The 21,681-nt window shown below is 64.6% G+C and carries 21 protein-coding genes; 14 read left to right on the top strand and 7 right to left on the bottom strand.

The genetic code is table 11. The features are described 5' to 3' along the window. Window positions 1-4 precede the first annotated feature (4 nt). The 4 genes from QN413_RS06900 to QN413_RS06885 all read left to right on the top strand — a co-directional run bounded on the left by QN413_RS06900 (window position 5) and on the right by QN413_RS06885 (window position 4,373). Window positions 5-1,345, top strand: coding sequence for an ATP-binding protein (locus tag QN413_RS06900; protein ID WP_323495882.1), 1,341 nt, complete (start codon window positions 5-7; stop codon window positions 1,343-1,345). Beyond that, on the top strand, window positions 1,335-1,904 hold the full coding sequence (locus QN413_RS06895) for a response regulator transcription factor (protein WP_323495881.1): 570 nt from the start codon (window positions 1,335-1,337) through the stop codon (window positions 1,902-1,904). The genes QN413_RS06900 and QN413_RS06895 overlap by 11 nt, the downstream gene beginning before the upstream one ends. A 40-nt stretch (window positions 1,905-1,944) precedes the next feature. Then, complete coding sequence (locus QN413_RS06890; RefSeq protein WP_323495880.1) at window positions 1,945-3,213, top strand: rhodanese-like domain-containing protein; 1,269 nt, start codon at window positions 1,945-1,947, stop codon at window positions 3,211-3,213. 152 nt (window positions 3,214-3,365) lie between these two features. Further along, on the top strand, window positions 3,366-4,373 hold the full coding sequence (locus QN413_RS06885) for a tripartite tricarboxylate transporter substrate binding protein (RefSeq protein WP_323495879.1): 1,008 nt from the start codon (window positions 3,366-3,368) through the stop codon (window positions 4,371-4,373). Between the two features lie 27 nt (window positions 4,374-4,400). Here the strand turns inward: QN413_RS06885 and QN413_RS06880 are convergent, their stop codons facing one another. The 7 genes from QN413_RS06880 to QN413_RS06850 all read right to left on the bottom strand — a co-directional run bounded on the left by QN413_RS06880 (window position 4,401) and on the right by QN413_RS06850 (window position 10,678). Continuing rightward, window positions 4,401-4,616 carry a TOBE domain-containing protein gene (locus QN413_RS06880; RefSeq protein ID WP_187051788.1) on the bottom strand — a complete coding sequence of 72 codons (216 nt, stop codon included), beginning with the start codon at window positions 4,614-4,616 and terminating at the stop codon, window positions 4,401-4,403. 34 nt (window positions 4,617-4,650) lie between these two features. Further along, window positions 4,651-5,472, bottom strand: a complete 822-nt coding sequence (locus tag QN413_RS06875) for an ATP-binding cassette domain-containing protein (protein ID WP_323495878.1) — start codon at window positions 5,470-5,472, stop codon at window positions 4,651-4,653. 1 nt (window position 5,473) lies between these two features. Next, window positions 5,474-6,451 carry an aliphatic sulfonate ABC transporter substrate-binding protein gene (locus QN413_RS06870; RefSeq protein WP_323495877.1) on the bottom strand — a complete coding sequence of 326 codons (978 nt, stop codon included), beginning with the start codon at window positions 6,449-6,451 and terminating at the stop codon, window positions 5,474-5,476. Window positions 6,452-6,465: 14 nt separating this feature from the next. Beyond that, window positions 6,466-7,350 carry an aliphatic sulfonate ABC transporter permease SsuC gene (gene ssuC, locus QN413_RS06865; protein ID WP_323495876.1) on the bottom strand — a complete coding sequence of 295 codons (885 nt, stop codon included), beginning with the start codon at window positions 7,348-7,350 and terminating at the stop codon, window positions 6,466-6,468. Window positions 7,351-7,352: 2 nt separating this feature from the next. Next, on the bottom strand, window positions 7,353-8,534 hold the full coding sequence (gene ssuD / locus QN413_RS06860; RefSeq protein ID WP_323496056.1) for an FMNH2-dependent alkanesulfonate monooxygenase: 1,182 nt from the start codon (window positions 8,532-8,534) through the stop codon (window positions 7,353-7,355). Between the two features lie 19 nt (window positions 8,535-8,553). Then, window positions 8,554-9,513, bottom strand: coding sequence for a sulfonate ABC transporter substrate-binding protein (locus tag QN413_RS06855; RefSeq protein ID WP_323495875.1), 960 nt, complete (start codon window positions 9,511-9,513; stop codon window positions 8,554-8,556). A 118-nt stretch (window positions 9,514-9,631) separates the two neighbouring features. Next, window positions 9,632-10,678: a sulfate ABC transporter substrate-binding protein gene (locus tag QN413_RS06850; protein WP_323495874.1), complete on the bottom strand. Its 1,047-nt coding sequence runs from the start codon at window positions 10,676-10,678 to the stop codon at window positions 9,632-9,634. 145 nt (window positions 10,679-10,823) lie between these two features. Here QN413_RS06850 and QN413_RS06845 point away from each other — a divergent pair, with 145 nt between their 5' ends. The 10 genes from QN413_RS06845 to QN413_RS06800 all read left to right on the top strand — a co-directional run bounded on the left by QN413_RS06845 (window position 10,824) and on the right by QN413_RS06800 (window position 21,649). Beyond that, a complete protein-coding gene (locus QN413_RS06845; protein ID WP_187051782.1) occupies window positions 10,824-11,096 on the top strand; it encodes an oxidative damage protection protein in 273 nt (90 codons plus the stop codon). Window positions 11,097-11,121: 25 nt separating this feature from the next. Next, window positions 11,122-12,978, top strand: a complete 1,857-nt coding sequence (gene mnmC, locus QN413_RS06840) for an FAD-dependent 5-carboxymethylaminomethyl-2-thiouridine(34) oxidoreductase MnmC (RefSeq protein ID WP_323495873.1) — start codon at window positions 11,122-11,124, stop codon at window positions 12,976-12,978. Window positions 12,979-13,000: 22 nt separating this feature from the next. After that, window positions 13,001-13,924 carry a transglutaminase family protein gene (locus QN413_RS06835; protein WP_323495872.1) on the top strand — a complete coding sequence of 308 codons (924 nt, stop codon included), beginning with the start codon at window positions 13,001-13,003 and terminating at the stop codon, window positions 13,922-13,924. A gap of 175 nt (window positions 13,925-14,099) precedes the next feature. Continuing rightward, window positions 14,100-15,647: an alpha/beta hydrolase gene (locus tag QN413_RS06830; protein ID WP_323495871.1), complete on the top strand. Its 1,548-nt coding sequence runs from the start codon at window positions 14,100-14,102 to the stop codon at window positions 15,645-15,647. A 181-nt stretch (window positions 15,648-15,828) separates the two neighbouring features. Further along, complete coding sequence (locus tag QN413_RS06825; protein WP_187051778.1) at window positions 15,829-16,092, top strand: hypothetical protein; 264 nt, start codon at window positions 15,829-15,831, stop codon at window positions 16,090-16,092. A gap of 418 nt (window positions 16,093-16,510) precedes the next feature. Further along, window positions 16,511-18,289 carry a nitrite/sulfite reductase gene (locus tag QN413_RS06820; RefSeq protein ID WP_323495870.1) on the top strand — a complete coding sequence of 593 codons (1,779 nt, stop codon included), beginning with the start codon at window positions 16,511-16,513 and terminating at the stop codon, window positions 18,287-18,289. Then, window positions 18,286-18,693 (top strand): DUF934 domain-containing protein, encoded by a 408-nt coding sequence (locus QN413_RS06815; protein ID WP_323495869.1) that lies wholly within the window; start codon window positions 18,286-18,288, stop codon window positions 18,691-18,693. Before QN413_RS06820 ends, QN413_RS06815 begins: the two co-directional genes overlap by 4 nt. After that, window positions 18,690-19,322 carry a phosphoadenosine phosphosulfate reductase family protein gene (locus tag QN413_RS06810; protein ID WP_323495868.1) on the top strand — a complete coding sequence of 211 codons (633 nt, stop codon included), beginning with the start codon at window positions 18,690-18,692 and terminating at the stop codon, window positions 19,320-19,322. The genes QN413_RS06815 and QN413_RS06810 overlap by 4 nt, the downstream gene beginning before the upstream one ends. Window positions 19,323-19,349: 27 nt before the next feature. After that, on the top strand, window positions 19,350-20,303 hold the full coding sequence (gene cysD / locus QN413_RS06805) for a sulfate adenylyltransferase subunit CysD (RefSeq protein ID WP_323495867.1): 954 nt from the start codon (window positions 19,350-19,352) through the stop codon (window positions 20,301-20,303). Beyond that, window positions 20,303-21,649: a sulfate adenylyltransferase subunit 1 gene (locus tag QN413_RS06800; RefSeq protein WP_323495866.1), complete on the top strand. Its 1,347-nt coding sequence runs from the start codon at window positions 20,303-20,305 to the stop codon at window positions 21,647-21,649. Before cysD ends, QN413_RS06800 begins: the two co-directional genes overlap by 1 nt. Window positions 21,650-21,681 lie beyond the last annotated feature (32 nt).

The following is a 21,681-nucleotide window of genomic DNA, read 5'->3' as shown; positions in this document are numbered from 1 at the left end:
TCTCATGACGAGCCCCATGGAAGCTGTCGGTGCCGGACGTTTCGACGATGCCAGCGGCTTGAAGAACATGCAGCAGCTGATCCAGTTGCGCTGGATCGCGGTGGTCGGCCAACTTGTCACGATCGAAGTCGTGTACTACGGCTTCGGCATCAGTCTGCCGATTAACCTCATGCTCGCCGTGCTGGCCGGCCTCACCGCGTTCAACCTTGCGAGCCTGTTGCGCTGGCGTGTGCCGCGAGCGGTCACCAAGACCGAACTCTTCGTCTCACTGCTGGTCGATGTTGGCGCCCTGACTGCGCAGCTCTACCTGAGCGGCGGTGTCACCAATCCCTTTGTTTTTCTGTACCTGCTGCAGGTCACCCTGGGAGCCGTACTGCTCGATGCGTGGTCCGTCCGCACGATGGTCGGCATCACCACTGCGTGTTTCGTCGGCCTTGCGGTGTTTGGCCGGCCCCTGCCGCTTTCCTCCGACCTGAGCCACGGTCTGTCCAGCCCGTACCTGCAGGGCATGTTGATCTGCTTTGCGCTGAATGCGGGCTTGCTAGTGGTCTTCATCACACGCATCAACGGCAATTTGCGCGAGCGCGATGCGCGGCTGTCAGACCTGCGCCAGCGTGCCACCGAAGAAGAGCACATCGTGCGCATGGGCCTGCTCGCATCGGGTGCGGCGCACGAACTCGGCACGCCGCTGGCCACGCTGGCCGTGATCCTCGGCGACTGGCGGCGCATGCCGGCTTTCACAGCCGATGCCGAGCTGTTGCAGGAGGTCGGCGAAATGCAGGCACAGGTGCAGCGCTGCAAGACCATCGTGAGCGGCATCCTGCTGTCGGCCGGCGAAGCGCGTGGCGAGTCGTCCGTTAAGACGACCATCTGCACCTTCCTCGACGACCTGGCCGAAGAGTGGCGCACCACGCGCAACAGCCGCGTCTTCGTCTACCGCAACCTCTTCGCGCCCGACATGCCGATGGTGTCGGACTCGGCCCTGAAGCAGATGGTGTGCAACGTCCTCGACAACGCCATCGAGGCTTCGCCGCATGGCGTGGGCCTGGACGTGATGCACGATGTCGAAGCCAACGCGTTGACGTTGACGGTCACCGATGCGGGTCCCGGGTTCCCGCGAGAAATGCTGGCCCAGTTCGGCAAGCCTTACCAGTCGAGCAAGGGACGTACCGGCGGCGGACTCGGGCTGTTCCTCGTCGTCAACGTGGCGCGCACGCTGGGTGGCAGCGTGGTGGCGCGCAACCGGCCCGAAGGCGGTGCCGTGGTGACGATCACCTTGCCCCTGGCAGCGATCACCCTCGAAGAAGAAGACGAAGAAGATCAGGACGATGAAGATGGAAACTGAACGCCTGCTGCTCATCATCGAAGACGACGCCGCCTTCGCCCGGACGCTCGGCCGCTCGTTCGAGCGGCGCGGCTACGCTGTGATGCTCGCGACGAGCCTCGATTCGGCGCTTGCGCTGGTGGAAGGCGATGGTCAGGAGGGCAACGAAGAAACGTCGGGCCGAACGCCCGGCTACGCCGTGGTCGACCTCAAGCTGAACGGCGAAGCATCGGGCCTGGCCTGCGTTCGCGCACTGCATGCGCACGACCCCGACATGCTGATCGTGGTGCTGACCGGCTTTGCCAGCATCGCGACGGCCGTCGAGGCCATCAAGCTCGGCGCCTGCTACTACCTGGCGAAACCGTCGAACACCGATGACATCGAGGCCGCCTTCGGCCGAGCGGCGGGCAATGCCGAAGTCGAACTGACCAACCGCTCATCGTCGATCAAGACGCTCGAATGGGAGCGCATTCACGAGACGCTGGCACAGACCGGCTTCAACATCTCCGAGACCGCGCGGCGGCTGGGAATGCACCGCCGCACGCTGGCGCGCAAGCTCGAGAAGCAGCAGGTCAAATAGGCACGCCGCGGAACGATGCAATCCTGGCGATACTTCGGGCATGTCCGACACCCCTACTGACGTACTCACCTTCCAACAGGTGCGCGCCCGCTTGATGGCACGCGACGAGATTGCCTTGCTCGACCTGCGCGAAGAACATCCTTTCGCGCAGGAACATCCGCTGTGGGCGGCGAACCTGCCGCTCGCATGCATCGAAGCCGATGCGAAGCGGCGTATCCCACGACTCGACACCGTCATCGTCCTGTACGGCGAACAGGACGGCGAAGACCTGGTGGCAGACGCCGCCGGCCGGTTCGGCGCTCTCGGCTACACGCAAGTGCATCGACTCGAAGGCGGCCTCGACGGCTGGCGCAATGCCGGCGGCGAGCTGTTTCGCGATGTCAACGTGCCAAGCAAATCGTTCGGTGAACTCGTCGAGCACGAGTGCCACACCCCTTCGCTTTCCGCCGAAGAAGTGAAGGCGCTGATCGACGCGAAAGCCGACGTCGTCGTACTCGACGCGCGCCGCTTCGACGAGTACCAAACCATGAGCATCCCGACCGCGACCAGCGTGCCGGGTGCCGAGCTGGTGTTGCGTGTGCGCGAACTGGCGCCCGACCCGGCCACGCGCGTGATCGTGAATTGCGCGGGACGCACGCGCAGCATCATCGGCACGCAGTCGCTGGTGAATGCGGGCATTCCCAATCCGGTGACCGCGCTGCGCAACGGGACGATCGGCTGGAAGCTGGCCGGCCAGGTGTTGGACCAGGGCGCGCAGAGACGAGCGCCAGACGTGGTCAGCGATGCGCATCGCGCGCAGGCCCGCGCAGACGCGAGGCGCGTCGCCGATCGCGCTGGCGTGCGCCGGATTTCGCTCGATGCCATCGACTCGCTCGAAACACTCGACCGCACGCTCTATCGATTCGACGTGCGCACCCCCGAGGAATATGCCGTAGCGCACCTGCCGACCTTCGCCAGCGCACCCGGCGGTCAGTTGGTGCAGGAAACCGACCACCACGTGCCGGTGCGCGGTGCCCGCATCGTGCTGGCCGACGACGACGGTGTGCGTGCGCCCATGACTGCTTCGTGGCTCGCGCAAATGGGCTGGGATGTCTACGTGGTCGCTGCGCCTGCGGCAGACGCGTTCAGTGAAGCCGGCCCGCCGTTCGATGCAGCCGCCGCCCGCCCTGCGCCCAACCCGCATCGCTACCAACGCCCCTACGAAGGCACCGATGCGCCGCCCGAAGCCATGCAGGCATATCTCGATTGGGAGTACGGCCTGGTCGCGCAACTCGCACGCGATGGCACGCACCATTTCAAGGTGATCTGACGCCAATCGAAGGGCGCTGCCGCTGCTTCTGCTTCTGCCTCTGCCTCTGCTTATGCCGCTGGCAACTATGCATCTGACGAAACGGTCGTTTGCCGATCGCTCTCGCACCACGAGAATCGCGCCCTTTGCTCTCTTCGACCAAAGGCTCCGCGATGCGCGCTCACCCTGTCTTCAAACCTGTCCTCACGAAGCTCGCAACCTTCGCCTCCGCACTTGCGCTCGCATTCGCAACGACAACGCTCGCTCTCCCCGTCCAGGCGCAGACCTTCCCGACCAAGGCCGTCCACATCACAGTCGCCAACACGCCCGGCAGTTCACCCGACGTGCTGGCGCGCTCGCTCGCGATGCGACTCGCCGAGCAGTGGAAGCAACCCGTGGTCGTGGACAACCGCGCCGGCGCCGCCGGAATCCTCGCGGCCGACGCGTTGACCAAGTCCCCGGCCGATGGCTACAGCCTGCTGGTCGGTGCCGACGGGCCGATCACCATCCTGCCGAACATCCAGCACGACCTGCCCTACGACGCACAGCGCGATCTGTTGCCGGTGGTCTCGCTCGGCCAGATCGACTTCGTGCTGGTGGCCAATCCGAAGACCGGTTTCTATTCGCTCGCCGACTTCGTGCGTGCCGCCAAGGCGCAGCCCGGCCGCTACAACTTCGCTTCGGCCGGCAATGGCAGTCCGCAGCAGCTGGCCATGGAAATATTGAAGGCGCGCGCCGGCATCTATGCGACGCACATTCCTTACCGCGGTGGGCCGCTGGGCTTGCAGGACGTGCTGGGCGGCCAGGTCGACGTGATGTTCATCGCGGTCGGGCCGGCGCTGCCGCACATCCGCACCGGTCGGCTGGTCGCGTTGGGTTCCACAGGCGAGCGTCGGCATGCATTGCTGCCCGACGTGCCGACCGTTGCGGAAAGCTATGCGGGCTATCGCGCAGGGACGTGGTTCGGCCTGTTCGCGCCGGCGCACACGCCGCAGGTCGTGATCGATGCCATTGCTGCCGACGCCGGTCGCATCGTGCAGTCTCCTACGGTGCGCGCCGAGTGGGCGGCGCAGGGTATCGAAGCGACCGGCCAACCGCAACGCGAGTTTCAGAAGCAGGTCGCCGCGGAATACGGGCGCTATGCGCAGATCGTGAAAGCGGTCGGCATCAAAGCGGAGTAGCCCGCGAATGACAGACCGTCTTGCGCATCAGAGCTTGGCGATCGACACCTCGGTCGACTTCACCAGCGCCACCACATCGGAACCCGGCTTGAGCTGCAGTTCGTCGACCGAACGCGTCGTGATGACCGAGGTCACGATGCCCCAGGCCGTTTCGACATCGACCTCGGACACCACGTCGCCGCGGATGATCTCCTTGATCTTTCCCTTGAACTGGTTGCGTACGTTGATGGCTTGAATGGACATGAAAGACTCCTTGGAAATTGAATGAACGCCGGGGCTAGACAGCCCACCTGAGCGCGTGCGCTGGACCATCGGCCCAGCGCGTGTCGTTGGCCGGATCCGACGGTTCGGCGATCTCTGCATCGGGCTTTTGCAGTACGCGATCGAGGATGCGTTTCTCGATGGCTGCAAACGCCGGGTCGCCCTGCGAGCGCGGCCGGGCCAGCGCGATGTTCTCGTCCAGCGCAATGCGGCCGTCTTCGATCAGGATGACGCGATCAGCCAGCGCCACCGCCTCCTGCACATCGTGCGTGACCAACAGCGCGGTAAATCGATGCTGCTGCCACAGGTTCTCGATGAGCCGGTGCATTTCGATGCGGGTCAGCGCGTCAAGCGCGCCCAGCGGCTCGTCGAGCAGCAGCAAGCGCGGGTGATGCACCAGCGCGCGCGCCAATGCGACGCGCTGCCGCTGCCCGCCTGAAAGGCGCGCCGGCCATTCGTGCTCCCGATCGGCCAGCCCGACCTGCGCCAGCACTTCGCGGCCGCGCGAGCGCAAGGCCGCTGGCAGCCCGAGCGTGACGTTGTCGAGCACGCGACGCCACGGCAACAGACGCGCCTCCTGAAACATGATGCGGGTGTCCTCGTGCAGCCCGTCGATCTTTCGGCCGTTGGTGCTGAGCGTGCCGTCCGAGGCCGGCTCCAGTCCAGCGACCAGCCGCAGCAGCGTGCTCTTGCCGCAACCGCTGCGCCCGACGATGGCGATGAACTGGCCAGGCGCGATGTCGATCTGTGTATTGCGCAGCACTTCACGCGCGCCGTAGCGCTTGTGCACGCCACGGATTTCGAGCCGCACGCCGCCAGCATTGGTTCTTGCATTCATCTCAACCCCTTGGTTTGAAGATCGGCACATCGAGTGCATCGAGCTTTTTCGGCAACAGCTTTTCGGCGAAGAACGCATCGGCGATGCGTTGCTGTTCCGTCAGCAGCTCGGGCACGAAGGGGCGCACGGCATAGCTGCGACGGCCATTCGCGCGTCCGACGATGGCGGCATCGATGCCCCACACGGGCGCCAGCAAGGCCGCCGCTTCTTTCGGGCTTTGCTTTACCCATTTGCCGGCCTTTTCGAGCTCGACGTACAGCACTTCAAGCACATCGGGTCGCGCGTCTGCAAAGCGCGTCGCGGCCAGGTAGTAGCGCTGGTAAGACGCGATGCCGGTGCCATCGGCAATCACCCGCACGGACGACTGCTGCTGCGCGGCGGCGAGGAACGGGTCCCACACGACCCAGGCGTCGATCGCGCCCTTCTCGAAGGCGGCGCGGCCATCGGCCGGCGTGAGGTAGGCGGGCTCTATGTCCTTGAAAGACAGGCCGGCTTTGGCGAGCGCGGCGATCAGCAGGTAGTGCACGCCGGCCGCTTTTGCGAAACCAACTTTCTTGCCCTTGAGATCGGTCACCGACTTGACCGCTGAATTGGCCCGGACAACGATGGCTTGCGCCGCCGGCGACGGCGCCTCTTGCGCTACGAAAGTCAGCTTGGCGCCAGCCGCCTGCGCGAACACCGGCACCGTGTCGGCCACGTCGGCGCTGACATCGAGGTTGTCGAGATTGAGCGCTTCCAGCAGCGGCAAGCCACTGGTGAACTCGTGCCAGCTGACCCTGACACCCAGTGGCGCCAGCCGACGCTCCAGCGTGCCCTGGGTCTTGAGCACGACGATCAACGTCGACGACTTTTGATAGCCGATGCGGACCGTGGCGGATGTGGTTTGCGCAAATGCCGATGTCGATGCAGATGCAGCTGCAGCGAGTGCTGCCAGCGTGCCGAGTGCGCTTCTGCGCGTAAATGAAAAAGATGCGGTCATGGTTTGTGGCTCGATCACTTGGCTTGGTAACCCGGATGCCATCTCAGCCACCAGCTTTCCAGCCCGCGCGCGAACAAATCGGCAGCCTTGCCCAGCAGCGCATAAAGAAGGATGCCGACCAGCACGATGTCGGTCTGCAAGAACTCGCGGGCATTCATCGTGAGGTAGCCGATGCCGGACTGCGCCGAGATCGTTTCGGCCACGATCAGGATCACCCACATCAAGCCGAGCGAAAAGCGCAGGCCGACCAGGATCGACGACAGCGCGCCCGGCAGGATCACCTCGCGGTACAGCTGCCAGCGGGTCAGGCCATAGGTGCGGCCCATCTCGATCAACTGCGGATCGACGTTGCGGATGCCGTGAAAAGTGTTGAGGTAGATCGGAAAGAACACCGACACCGAGATCAAGAACAGCTTGGCCGTCTCGTCGATGCCGAACCACAGGATGACGAGCGGGATCAATGCCAGCGCAGGGATGTTGCGCACCATCTGGATGGTCGAGTCGAGCAGTGTCTCGAAGAACTTGACCGAACCGGTGAGCAGGCCCAGCCCGAGGCCCAGGCTGCCGCCGATGGCGAGCCCACCGAGTGCGCGGCCGGCACTCACCTTGACGTGCGTCCACAACTCGCCCGATGCGGCCAGCGTCCACGCGGCCTGCAGCACGGCGAGTGGCGCGGGCAGCACGCGCGTCGACAACCAGCCGAGCGACGAGGCGATCTGCCAGACCACGATGAGAGTGACCGGCACCAGCCAGGGAATCAGTCGTTGTGCCACGGCGCCGGCGAATTCGGAGATGCGTTGAATACCGCGTACCCGGCTTCCCCGGGCTGCTGGTGTTGCGCCCTGCAAGGGGGTTGGCGAAGCGACACGCAGTGCACGAAGACTTGGGGGGTGCGACATTTTTAGCTTTGCGATTGCAAACGCGATGGCGCGTCGAGATTGGCGACCACCTCGCCAAACGGTCCGGTCAGCGAGCCACCGGCAAGGCGTGATCCGAGCTGCGTCTGAGCGCGACGCGACAACAAAGGAAACACCAGTTCCGCGAAGCGATACGCCTCTTCCAGATGCGGATAGCCCGACAGGATGAAGTTGTCGAGCCCGAGCGCCGCGTACTCCTCGATGCGCGCGGCCACGGTCTTCGCATCGCCCACCAGTGCAGTACCCGCACCACCACGCACCAGTCCGACGCCGGCCCACAGGTTCGGCGAAATCTCCAGGTCGGCACGCGTGCGTTTCGCGCCGCCGGCATGCAGCGCGGCCATGCGGCGCTGACCTTCGGAATCCATCTTGGCGAACACCGCTTGCGCCTTGATCACGGTCGCGTCGTCGACGCGGCTGATGAGCGACTCGGCCGCGCGCCAGGCTTCGTCGTCGGTCTCGCGGACGATTACATGCAGCCGGATGCCGAACTTGACGGTGCGACCCTTGCGCGCCGCACGGGCCCTGACGTCTGCGAGCTTCTTTGCGACCTCTGCAGGCGGCTCGCCCCACGTGAGGTACGTATCGACCTGCTCGGCCGCGAGCTCGTGCGCCGCCGCCGACGAGCCACCGAACCACACTGGCGGATACGGCTTCTGCGTGGGCGGGAACAGCAGCTTGGCGCCCTTCACGCTCAAGTGCTTGCCTTCGTAGTCGAAGCTCTGCCCGTCGTGGCTGCGGGTGATGATCTCGCGCCAGATGCGAATGAACTCGGCCGACTGTTCGTAGCGTGCGGCATGGTCGAGGTACACGCCGTCGCCTTCGAGCTCGGACTGGTCGCCGCCCGTTACGAGGTTGACAAGCACCCGCCCGCCGGAGAGCCGGTCGAAGGTCGCGGCCATGCGCGCGGCCAGGCTGGGCTGATGCAAACCGGGGCGCACGGCAACGAGAAACTTCAAGCGTTTGGTCGAGCCGATCAGGCTGGCAGCGATGACCCACGGGTCTTCGCACGAGCGGCCAGTCGGGATCAACACGCCTTCGTAGCCAAGGCTGTCGGCCGCGCCGGCCACTTGCTGCAGGTAGTCCAGGTCGACGGCCCGCGCGCCTTCGGCCGTACCGAGGTAGCGGCTGTCGCCATGGGTCGGCAAGAACCAGAAAATTTGCATCGTCATATCGATTCCGTCTTCACGCGAGGTTGACCGACGCGGCTTCGAGCACGTTGATCTTCTTGGGGATCAGCTTCAGCTCGAAAAAGGTGTCGGCGATCTTTTGCTGCTCGCCGAGGATGGCTTTGGTGATCGGGCCGATGCCGTAGGCGGCGCGGCCCACCGACACATCGACGACCGGCTTCGGCAAGCCCCATAGCGCAGACAGTTCGGTCGCGAGTTCGCCCTTGTTCGCGGCGCCCCACACGTCGATCTTGTTGAGCTCTTCGGTCGCGATGGCGAGCACGTCGGCGTTCTTGGCGACGTAGTCGAGCGACGAGAAGTAATAGCCGCGATTGCCCACCACGCCGCTCGCGTCGGCCAGGATGTGCGCGTCGAGCGACTGTTGCGCGGCGGCCAGGAACGGGTCCCAGATCACCCACGCATCGATAGAGCCTTTTTCGAAGGCGGCACGCGCATCGGGCGGCGGCAGAAAGACGAGGTTGAGGTCGGCGTAGCTCAGGCCCGCCTTCTCGGCCAGTTTGACGACGAAGTAGTGCACGTTCGAGCCTTTGTTGAGCGCGACCTTCTTGCCCTTGAGATCGGCGGCCGTGCGGATGGTCGAGCCCTTCGGCACCAGCACGGCCTCTGCACCGGGCCGCGGCACGGTGGCAGCGACGTAGGCCAGCGGTGCGCCTGCCGCCTGCGCGAAGATGGGCGGCGCCTCACCGACATCGCCGAAGTCGATCGAGCCGATGTTGAGCGCTTCGAGCTGCACCGGGCCGGCATTGAACTCGGTCCACTTGACCGAAACACCCAAGGGCGCAAGCCGCTTTTCGAGCGTGCCGCGGCCTTTCAGGATGTTGAGCGTGCCCTTCTGGTTGCCGATGCGAAATTGGCGCGACGGCGCTTGCGCGAGTGCGGCGAACGACGGCAACGCGATGGCGGCTGCCACGCCCTGCACCAGGCGGCGACGCGGAATGGAAACGGTGGTTGTCATGGGTCGGTTTCTTTCAGGCAAAGGCAGTCCCGCACCGCGCTTGGGCGGCGTTGCGAGACATCTGTAAGGATCGGTGCAGAGGCGGCTGGGATTGCCGCGCCTGCTTGCTTCTGCTCGGCTACTTTTGCTTAGCCGTGTAGATCTGATCGAACGACGCACCGTCGGCAAAGTGCGCCTTGTCAGCTTTGGCCCAACCACCGAAAGCATCGTCGATGGTTACCAAAGTCAGCTTGGGAAACTGCTTGTCGTACTTGGCCTTGGCCTTCTCCGATGTCGGGCGATAGAAGTTGCGGCCGGCCACGTCCTGGCCTTCGTCGGAGTACAGGTACTTGAGGTATTCCTCGGCGACGGCGCGCGTGCCCTTCTTGTCGACGACCTTGTCGACCACGGTCACGCTGGGCTCGGCCAGGATGGAGATCGAAGGCACCACGATCTCGAACTTCTCGGGGCCGAATTCCTTCAACGCGAGGAAGGCTTCGTTTTCCCAGGCGAGCAGCACGTCGCCCACGCCGCGCTGCACGAACGTGATGGTCGAACCGCGTGCGCCGGTGTCGAGCACCGGGACGTTTTTGTAGAGGTTGGCGACGTACTCTTGCGCCTTGGCCTCGCTGCCGTATTTGCGCTTGGCGAACTCCCATGCCGCGAGGTAGTTCCAACGCGCGCCGCCCGATGTCTTGGGGTTGGGCGTGATCACCTGCACGCCTGGCTTGGTGAGGTCGTCCCAGTCCTTCAGGCCCTTCGGGTTGCCCTTCTTGACGAGGAACACGATGGTCGATGTATACGGTGCCGAGTTGTGCGGCAGGCGTTTTTGCCAGTCGGCCTTGACCAGTCCACCGTGCGTGACGAGTGCATCGATATCACCGCCAAGCGCCAGCGTCGCCACGTCGGCGTCGATGCCGTCGATGATTGATCGCGCCTGCTTGCCCGAGCCGCCGTGCGACTGCTTGATGGTCACGTCCTGGCCGGTCTTGGTTTTCCAGTACGCAGCGAAAGCCTTGTTGTAGTCGACGTACAACTCGCGGGTCGGGTCGTAAGACACGTTGAGCAGCGTGACCGGTGCCGCGCCCTGCGCGAAGGCGGGCGATGCCGTCAAGCCAGCGAGGGTGAACGCGCTGGCCAGGCCAGCGCCGAGGGAAAGCTTGATAAAGTCGCGGCGAAATTTCATGGTTGTGCTGCTCACAGGCATATCGGTGAAGCTGCGGATTCTGGAACCGGCATATAGAAACTGGAACGACTGAGTTCTCAGTTCTAAATAACGAAATCAACTAAGGGCGCTCCGCGCGACCCAACCACCCCCGAAGGCACCCCAAATGGCAAGAATGGTCCAATGCGTCAAGCTCGGTAAGGAAGCCGAAGGCCTCGACTTTCCGCCTTACCCGGGCGATCTCGGCAAGCGCCTCTGGGCGAGCGTCAGCAAAGAGGCATGGGCGGCGTGGCTCAAGCAGCAGACCATGCTGGTGAACGAAAACCGGCTCAATTTGGCCGACCAACGTGCCCGTGAATACTTGAAGCGCCAGATGGAAAAGCACTTCTTTGGCGATGGTGCCGACGTGGTTCAGGGCTATACCCCTCCCACCGCCTGACCGCAATCTCCGGCGCGCCCGTCGCATGACCGAACCGGTCGACTGGCGTGCCGACGGCGTTCCGCGCAGCGAGCGCTTCGACGACATCTATCACACGGAAACCGGTGCGCTGGCGCAGTCGCGCCACGTGTTCCTCGGTGGCTGCGGCCTGCCCGAGGCGTGGGCCGATCGGCCGCAATGGGCGATTCTCGAAACCGGCTTCGGCCTGGGTCTCAACTTTCTGACGACCTGGCACGCGTGGCGCGCAGACGAGCATCGCCCGCGCCTGCTGCACTTCGTCTCGATCGAGGCGCACCCGGTGGCGCCGGCCGATCTGGTTCGCGCCGCAGCGGCATACCCGGAACTGGCCGGCATGGCCGAAGCGCTCGCAGCGCAGTGGCACGGCCTGCTGCCCGGCTTTCATCGGCTCACGTTCGACGACGGTAAGGTCACGCTCACGCTCTGCGTCGGCGACGCCCAGCCGATGCTGCGGGCGCAGCGCTTCGAGGCCGACAGCATCTTTCTCGATGGCTTCAGTCCGCAGCGCAATCCCGAGATGTGGTCGGCCGACACGCTCAAGCAGGTGGCGCGGTTCGCGCGGCAAGGCACCGGCGTCGCGACCTGGACGATCGCACGGGCGGTGCGCGATGCGCTGGCGCAGTGCGGATTCACGGTCGGCAAACGCATCGGTCTGCCGCCGAAGCGGGACTGCCTTGCGGGCACGTTCGCGCCGACATGGACCGTGCGGCGACGCGATCCCTTGCCGGTACGGGTCGAGCTGCCGGGGCATTGCGCGGTCATCGGCGCGGGCCTGGCGGGTGCCGCTGTGGCAGCGAGCCTGGCGCGGCGTGGCTGGCGCGTCACCGTGCTGGATGCGGGCGGTGGTTCTGCGGCCGGCGCGTCCGGCTTGCCGGTCGGGCTGCTCGCACCCCACGTGTCGGCAGACGATGCGCTGCTCTCCCGCCTCACCCGAGCGGGCATTCGCGCCACCTGGATCGAGTTGCAACGTTTGCTCGAAGCGGGTGTCGATTGGCGGGGCACGGGCGTGATCGAGAGACGCTCGGATGGCGATGTGAGGGTGCCTGCCGCGTGGCAAGCGGCAGGGCCGAGCGAGTCATGGCCAGCCGATGTCGAACGCCTGCAGCTGAGTGGCCTCCCTGCGGATGCGCCGGCACTCTGGCATGCGCGCGCTGCGTGGGTGCGCCCGAGGAGCCTGGTCGAAGCGTGGCTGAACCAGCCTCCAATCACCGTGAGGTACGAAGCGCGCGTGGAGCGACTCGTGCGCCACGCCGCGTCCTGGCGCCTCGTCGATGCGAGCGGCGACATCTTGGTCGAGGCCGATCGCGTGGTCATCGCGGCCGGCATCGACAGCCGCACCCTCGCGCCTGCATTGCCTTTGCAACCGGTGCGTGGCCAAGTTGCATGGGGCCACGCGCCACACGATGCCGATCTGCCGGACATGCCAATCAACGGCGACGGTCATCTGATCGCGCGCGTGCCGGCAACCGATGCCGAAGCAACCGGTTCGCTCTGGCTTGCCGGCGCCACCTTCGATCGCGACAGCGTCGATCTGGAACCGCACGCATCGGACACCGAACGCAACAGCGATCGGCTGACGCGCCTGCACCCAGGCGCCGCAGCATCGCTCGACGTCGCCGCAGCCAACGCATGGGTCGGCATCCGTTGCGCCTCGTCCGACCGCCGCCCGCTCGTCGGCCCGCTCGATGAAGCAGGCTGGCCCGGCGTCTGGGTCAGCACCGCGATGGGCTCGCGCGGCCTCACCTTCTCCGCCCTCTGCGCCGAACTCCTCGCAGCCCACTGGCACGGCGAGCCACTTCCTTTGCCGACGACGCTGGCAAGGGCGCTCGACACACGGCGCCTCGCCAAGCCGGTCAAGGACTGAGGGTGTAGCGTGAGAATGCGGGATGGCCCTTCGCTACGACATCACCCACACCACCACTTACCGCTACAACAAGCCCGTCACCTTCGGCTTGCACCGGATCATGTTCCGCCCGCGCGACAGCCACGATCTGCGTGTGCTGGCGACCGACCTCAAGGTCAGCCTCGGCGCCAACATCCGGCTGATTCAAGACCCGCATTCCAACTCGGTTGCGCTGGTGCAGCCGCTGGGAGAGGCGACCGAACTAAAGATCGTCTGCTCGTTCACCATCGAACAGGTGCCGTCGCTGCTTGACCAGCTGGTGCTGCACCCGGCGGCGGAGTTCCTGCCCTTTGCCTATTCGGTCCAGGACCGGCTCGACCTCGAGCATTACCTGCGTCCGCACCACGACGACCCGCAAGGCGAGTTGATTCGCTGGGCGCACCAGTTTTTGCAGACCGACGCACCCAACAGCACGCGCGATGTGCTGGCGCGCATGAACGCGCACATCGGCAAGAGCCTGACCTATGCAGCGCGCGATGAAGAAGGCACGCAGACGCCGCTCGAAACGCTCCAGCTCGGCAGCGGCAGTTGCCGCGACTACGCGCTGTTGATGATGGAGGCGGCACGGCGGCTGGGCGTGGCGACGCGTTTCGTGTCGGGCTATCTGTACGACGCAGCGCTCGACTCGCGCGCCATCGAGGCGGCGGCAGCGGGTCCGGCGGCCGGCAGTATCAGCGCCACCACAGGAGCCGGCTCTACGCACGCATGGCTTCACGCGTACCTTCCGGGCGCGGGCTGGGTCGCCTACGACCCGACCAACAATCTGATGGGCAGCGCGCAGTTGATCCGAGTCGGAGTGGCGCGCGATCCGTCCCAAGCTGCGCCCATTGCCGGCAGTTGGTTCGGCGCGCCCGACTCGTACGAAGGAATGACAGCAACGGTCGTCGTGACGCGCCGCCGGCACTGATTTTTCAGGCAGACCACGTAAGGGTTCGATAAAAGTTTCGTAGGACGAAAGGCCGACTCCGCCGCGTTGTCGCGCGCGCGATACCACCTCAGGGAAAGTCCCTGCTCCGTTGATTTTGGTGCGCCATACGCTCACCCCGCCGAACGGCACAACAACACAAAGTACGGAGACATTCATGAGCAAAAAGCGCATCCCGCTTCTCGTCATTGCAACGCTGTCCCTTGCCGCTTGCGGCGGCGGCGGCGGTGGTGGTTACAACGGTCCCCTTCCCATCGCAGCAGCGCCAACGCCTGCACCCGCACCGGCCCCTGCGCCCGCACCTGCCCCTGCACCGGCCCCCGAGGAGAAGCGCCTGCAAGATAGCCGCACTTCGTTTGCACCCTCGCCCGCCGATGCAGCCGCGACGACCTTTGCTGCGCTCGTGGTGGACCCGTCCGATACGGTCGTCAACACGACGACCAGCCGCTGGCAAGGCGTGCTCGGCGGTGCGCTCTATCGCGTCGAGGTGCCGGCCAACTGGAACGGCAAGCTGGTCATGTATGCGCACGGCTACCGCGGTCAAGGCAATCAACTGACTGTCGACAATCCGGGCATCCGGCGCTACCTGATCCAGAACGGATACGCCTGGGCCGCGTCGAGCTACAGCAAGAACTTCTACGACGTGCGCGCCGGCATCGAAGACACCAACGCCTTGGCGCTCGGGTTCAACAAGATCGCTGCGGCCAACAATCGCACGCTTGCCGCGCCGAGCAAGATCTACATCACGGGCGTGTCGATGGGCGGCCATATCACTGCGGCAGCCATTGAAGACGAGGCCTATGCGACCGAAAACAACAAGGTCAAGTACAACGGCGCCGCGCCGATGTGCGGCGTGCTGGGCGACACCGAGTTGTTCGACTACTTTGCCGGCGCGCAGGTGACTGCGCAGGTCGAAGCGAGCTTGCCGAAATATCCGTTCCTCAACTGGACCGACATTTCTGCGCAGGTGGTTGGAACGCTGTTCACCCCCAGCTTCCCAACCGCTCCGGTGACCGCAACCGCGGGTGTCGGCGTCAAGTACCAGAGCGTGGTGAAAAACCTGACCGGTGGCGAGCGTCCGATCGCTGCGGTGGGCTTCGCCTACGGCGGTACCTTCCCGATCGTCATCGGCGTCTTTGGCGGCGACGGCACCATCAACGGCATCCTGAACAAGAGCGTGATCGACACCAACCGTTTGACCTACACGATCGATGGCGACGCGGCAGGCTCGACAACGCTCAACGCTTCGGCACTCAAGCTGACCGCGGCGGTCGACGCCAACCGGCTTCGCACCGACGGCCTGCGCTGGATTCCGAAGACCAACGGGCAGTTCAAGATTCCAGTGGTCACGCTCCACACGCTCGGCGATTTCTACGTGCCTTTCAGCATGGAGCAGATCTACCAGCAGCGCGTGGCGGCCAACGGCAACAGCACATGGCTGGTACAGCGCGCGGTTCGCGGCGCTTCGCATTGCGACTTCACCACTGCGGAAATGGCCGAAACCTTCGACGCAATGATCAAGTGGGAACGTGACGGCGTGAAGCCAGGCGGCGACGATGTGGTGACCGCGGCAACTGTCGCCGCACCGGCGTATGGCTGCACCTACACACGTAATACAACGAACCCGAACGACGACACCAATCCAAACGTGGCTGCACTTCGGGGTGCGATTGCGGCTTCGCCCGGCGGCACTTGCCCCCCATGAACGTCGCTTGAAGCGATAGCGAAAAAAAGAGGCCTTTCGGCCTCTTTTTCATTGAGCGCTACACATGCAATCCTCTCCAAATATTGCAATAGTTACTAAATGTGAACTAATGCGCTTGTCCCCTTCGGACGGCAGAACTAAAACCGATGTTCTTCCTGAACGCCCCCGAAAGGACCAAGACGTGAACACCGACCGAGTAGCCCTGATCGTCGACGAACCCATTCCTGGCCACTACTACTGGATCCTGCAGCGCCAGGACGGTGCAGCCTGTCGTGCGGTCGCTGCCGCCGAAGGCCCGCTGCCGAGCCACGGCCTGGCACTGATGGCGGGCACCACCGCGTTGCAGCGCCGCTTGAGTTCCCGCGTGCTCGACCGCCGCCCGCTGCCACCCGTGCTCGACTTCGAACAGCCCCGCATCGACTTCGCGCCGACCTCGCTTCAGTGAATTGCCGGTGCGCCGCAGAGCGCACCTTGCTTTGATCGGCCTCGATCGGGCACTCGACCGGAGAGGCCGTTTTGCGCGCTGTCCAATCGATCGCCGATCCATGTCCAGCGACAGACGCTGACGACAGTCAGCGGTCGCTGTCGACACCCGCTCGCCGCGCCCTTGCCGCGCGCTCGCTAATATCCGGTGCCGATGCGCGCCGCGATTCCTTACCCGAGTCTTTCCTCAGCACGTCGCTCTCTTATCCGAAGCGCGCCCCGAATCGTCCGGCAACCCGCATGGGCGTTGAAGAATATGCTTATCCGCATAAGGCGCGAACCAAAAAATAGTTTGCTTCCATAAGGCGTGCTTTTAAAGTCCGGGCTCCCTGGTTGCAGCGGACCGTGGCACCACGATCGCCCCCAGAACGTTTATCACGATGTACCAATACACAGAATTCGACCGTCAGTTCGTGCACCTGCGTGCAGCGCAATTCCGCGACCAGCTGGAACGCTGGCAAGGCGGCAAACTCTCCGAAGACGAGTTCAAGCCGCTGCGCTTGCAAAACGGCTGGTATGTGCAACGCTATGCGCCGATGCTCCGCGTAGCCGTGCCTTACGGCGAACTGTCGAGCAGGCAAATTCGCGTACTGGCGCGCATCGCGCGCGAATACGACGAGCCGGAGGCCGAGGTCTACAAGACGGCACTCAAGACGCAAGGCAAGCTCGGCACGTTGAAACTGCCGACGCACTATGCGCACTTTTCGACGCGCCAGAACGTTCAGTACAACTGGATTCCTCTGGCCAAGAGCGCCGATGTGATGGACCTCCTGGCGTCGGTCGACATGCACGGCATCCAGACCAGCGGAAACTGCATTCGCAACATCACCAGCGACGAGCGCGCCGGCATCGCCATCGACGAGATTGCCGATCCGCGCCCCTTCGCTGAAATCATGCGGCAGTGGAGCACGCTGCACCCCGAGTTCGCCTTTTTGCCGCGCAAGTTCAAGATCGCCATCACCGGTGCCACCGAAGACCGCGCCGCCACCGGCTGGCACGACGTGGGCCTGCATCTGGTGAAGAACGATGCCGACGAACTGGGCTTTCGCGTTCAGGTCGGCGGCGGCATGGGCCGCACCCCGATCATCGGCACCGTACTGCGCCAGTTCCTGCCGTGGGACCAGATCATGAATTACCTCGAGGCGGTGGTTCGGGTCTACAACCGCTACGGCCGGCGCGACAACATCTACAAGGCACGCATCAAGATCCTGGTGAAGGCCGAAGGCCAGCGCTACATCGACGATGTCGAGGCCGAGTACAAGCAAATCGTCGAGCATGACGGTGCGCCGCACACCATCACGCAGGCCGAATACGACCGCGTGTCCGCCACCTTCGTCCCGCCGACGTTGGCCACGCGAGTGCTGCAGAGCGCCGAGCAAACCGCCATCGACCTGCAAAAGCACGCGGCCGACGATGTGCAGTTCGCACGCTGGCTGGCACGTAACGTGGCACCGCACAAGAACCCCGCCCTGCGCGCGGTCACGCTGTCTTTCAAGCGTCTGCACCAGGCGCCGGGCGATGCGGATGCCGACCAGCTCGACACCATCGCGCAGCTGTCGGACCGCTTCTCGGCCGGCGAAGCACGCGTCACGCACGACCAGAACGTCGTGCTGCCTTGGGTACATGCCGAAGACCTGCATGCGCTGTGGCTCAACGCTCGCGAAGCCGGCTTTGCCAGCGCCAACGTGCGCCTGCTCACCGACATGATCGCCTGCCCCGGCGGCGACTTTTGCGCGCTCGCGAATGCGCGCTCGATCCCTATCGCCGAAGCCATCACCGAGCGCTATCAAGACCTCGACGAGCTCGACGACCTCGGCGAAATCGATCTGCACATCAGCGGCTGCATCAACTCCTGCGGCCACCACCACAGCGGCCACATCGGCATCCTGGGCGTCGACAAGGACGGCAAGGAGTGGTACCAGGTCTCGCTCGGCGGCTCCGACGGCTCCAAGCTCAGCGGCACGCCGCAGGCCGGCAAGGCGGTGGGCCCTTCCTTCTCCGCAGCCGAGGTGCCGGAGGTGATCGAAGCGGTGCTCGGCACCTACCGCGACACGCGCAATGCGGGCGAGACTTTCATCGACACGCTGCGCCGCGTCGGGCACGACCCGTTCAAGGCGTCGGCCAACGGTGCGCGCTTCAAGGTGGAGGCCACTGCATGACCGCCTCCAGCCAAACGAAGTACACATTGCAGCTCGTCGCCAACGAAGACCATGTCGACGACGGCGACCCCAAGGTCATGCAACTCGCCAACGATGCCGATCCGCTCGCGATCGAGGTGTGCCTGGCCGACGTCGAGCGCATCGACCTCAACTTCCCCAAGTTCACCGACGGACGTGCGTATAGCCAGGCCTTTTTGCTGCGCCGCCGTCTCGGCTTCAAGGGCGACATCCGCGCCACCGGCGACGTGCTGATCGACCAGCTGGTGCAAATGGAGCGCACCGGCTTCAGCAGCGCGGTATTGAAAGAAGGCGTGGACGCCTCCGCGGCGCAACGCCAGTTCGAACGTTTCTCAGGCTTCTATCAGGGCGACGCAATACACACCGCGCCGCATTTCGCGACATGAACACCGACCTCGACCTCGACCTCCAGCATGTCAACGCCGAACTCGGCCGCAATGCCCAGGGCCTCGTGGACTGGGCGATCGGCCTGGGCCAGCCCGCGATCGTCACCACCAATTTCCGCCCCTTCGAAGCTGTGATCCTGCACATGGTCACGCGCGCGAAGCCCGACGTGCCGGTGATCTGGATGGACAACGGCTACAACACCGAGGCCACCTACCGATTTGCCGATGAAGTGACAAAGCAGCTGGGGCTCAATCTGCACATCTACCTGCCGCGCCGTTCGCGTGCGCATCGCGAAGCAGTGGACGGCCCGACGCCCGCGCTGGACGACCCGCGCCATGCCGCGTTCACGCAAGAGGTGAAGCTGGAGCCCTTCGCGCGTGCGCTGCGCGAGACCGCACCGAAGGTCTGGTTCACCGCACTGCGTGCCACCGACACCGCCGTGCGTGCACAAATGGACCCCGTCAGCCTCAATCCGGATGGCTTGATCAAGCTCGCGCCGCTGCTTCACTGGTCGTCGAAAGACCTGTACGAATACTGCGAGGCGCATGGCCTGCCCAACAACTTCGACTACGTGGACCCGACCAAGGGCGAAGACAACCGCGAGTGTGGTCTGCACCTCGCGCATTGACGTCGCAACCTTGAACAGCCCCTCCCGATGAACGCCCGTACCGAAGCCGATCTGCTGCTCCCCGACATGCACTCTCCCGCGCGCCTTTCCAACACCCAACTCGATGCGCTCGAAGAAGAGACGATCTTTATCCTGCGTGAAGTCGCCGGCGCCTTCGAGCGTCCCACCCTCTTGTTTTCAGGCGGCAAGGATTCGCTGGTGCTGTTGAAGTGCGCCGAAAAGGCGTTCGGCTCGGGGCGCATTCCTTATCCGCTGCTGATGATCGACACCGGCCACAACTTCCCTGAAGTGACGGCCTTTCGTGATCACCGTGCGAATGAACTCGGCGCGGAGTTGATCGTGCGCAGCGTCGAAGATTCGATGGCGCGCGGCACCGTGCGTCTGGCGCATGCGGGCGAGTCGCGCAACGCGCACCAGTCGGTCACGCTGCTCGAAGCCATCGAAGAGTTCCGCTTCGACGCGCTCATCGGCGGTGCCCGGCGCGACGAAGAAAAGGCGCGTGCCAAGGAGCGCATCTTTTCGCACCGGGATTCATTCGGGCAGTGGCAGCCGAAAGATCAACGCCCGGAGTTGTGGACGCTTTTCAACACGCGGCACGCACCCGGCGAACACTTTCGAGTCTTTCCGATTTCCAACTGGACCGAGCTCGACGTCTGGCAGTACATCGAGCGCGAGAACGTCGAGTTGCCTTCGATCTACTACACGCACAAGCGTGAAGTGGTCGAGCGCCGCGGCCTGCTGGTGCCGGTGACCGAACTCACGCCGCCGCGCGCCGGCGAGCATGTCGAAGTCCGCGACGTGCGCTTTCGCACCGTGGGCGACATCACGACCACCTGCCCGGTCGCCAGCCTGGCAGCCGATGCGGGTGATGTCGTCATCGAAACGCTGACGGTGAATGTCAGCGAGCGCGGCGCCACGCGAATGGACGACATGACGTCCGAGGCTTCCATGGAAAAGCGCAAGAAAGACGGGTACTTTTGATGAACGCAACGACCCTCGCATCTGACTTGACCGAAGTCCAGAACCACGCGGGCGACACCGGTACGGCTTTGCGCTTCATTACCTGCGGCAGCGTCGACGACGGCAAGAGCACGCTCATCGGCCGGTTGCTGGTCGACAGCAAGACCGTGCTGCAAGACCAGCTGGCAGGCGTGCAGCGCGGTGGTGAAACCGACCTTGCGTTGCTGACCGATGGCTTGTCGGCCGAGCGCGAGCAAGGCATCACGATCGACGTGGCCTACCGATATTTCTCGACTGCCAAGCGAAAGTTCATCATCGGCGACGCGCCCGGACACGAGCAATACACCCGCAACATGGTGACCGCCGCTTCGGCCGCCGACGCCGCCGTGGTGCTGGTCGACGCAACCAAGCTGGGATGGGCCGGCGAAGTGCTCGACGGTGAAGTGGTCCAGCAGGACCTGCTGCCGCAAACCCGCCGGCATACGCTGCTGTGCAACCTGCTGCGCGTGCAGTCGATCGTCTTCGCGGTCAACAAGCTCGACGCGATGGACGATGCCGATCTCGCCTTTGAGCGTATCTCGTCGGCGATCAACGGCTTTGCCGAAGCGGCCGGTGTGGCGGTCGCGGCCATCGTGCCGATCTCCGCGCTGAAGGGCTGGAACGTCGCGACGCATTGCACCGAGCGCGCCGACTGGTGCGGCTACAGCGGTCCGACCCTGCTCGAACTGCTAGAGCAACTGCCGGTGACCGCGCAAGACGAAGCCGTGCCGTTTGCCTTTCCGGTGCAGTGGGTCGAAAAGTTCTCGTCATCGGCCGACACCTCGCAAGGCCGCCGCATCTTCTGGGGCCGGGTCGCCAGCGGCCACGTCGAGCCCGGCCAGCGCGTGACCGTGCTGCCGAGCAACCAGACCGCGACCGTTGCGCAGGTGCTGAGCCACACGCGTCAGCCGAAGACCGTGCATGCGGGCCACAGCGCCGGCATCGTGTTGGATCGCGAACTCGATGTGTCGCGCGGCGACTGGCTGCTGGCGCCCGACGCCTTCGAGCCGGTGCGGGAAATCACCGCCACCGTCGCCTGGCTCGACGATGAACCGCTGGTGGCCGGCCGCATCTACTGGGCGCTGCAAGGGCATCGCTGGGTCAAGGCCAAGGTCGCTCGCATCATCGACCGAGTGAACATCACGACGCTCGAATCCGAGCCGACTGCGCAGCTGGAAGCCAACGCCATCGGCGACATCGTGCTGGCGTTGCAACAGCCGCTCGCTGTGCTGCCGTTTTCGCAATCGCGCGCCCTCGGCTCGCTGGTGCTGGTCGACACCGCCACCAACAAGACCTCGGCTGCAGTGCTGGTGCAACCCGCCAGTTAAAATTCAGGGTTTCCCCGATCGCTTTGCCTCTC

The sequence above is a fragment of the Variovorax sp. LG9.2 genome, from assembly GCF_035018885.1.
Taxonomy (GTDB): domain Bacteria; phylum Pseudomonadota; class Gammaproteobacteria; order Burkholderiales; family Burkholderiaceae_C; genus Variovorax.
This window is presented reverse-complemented; position numbering and strand designations above follow the sequence as displayed.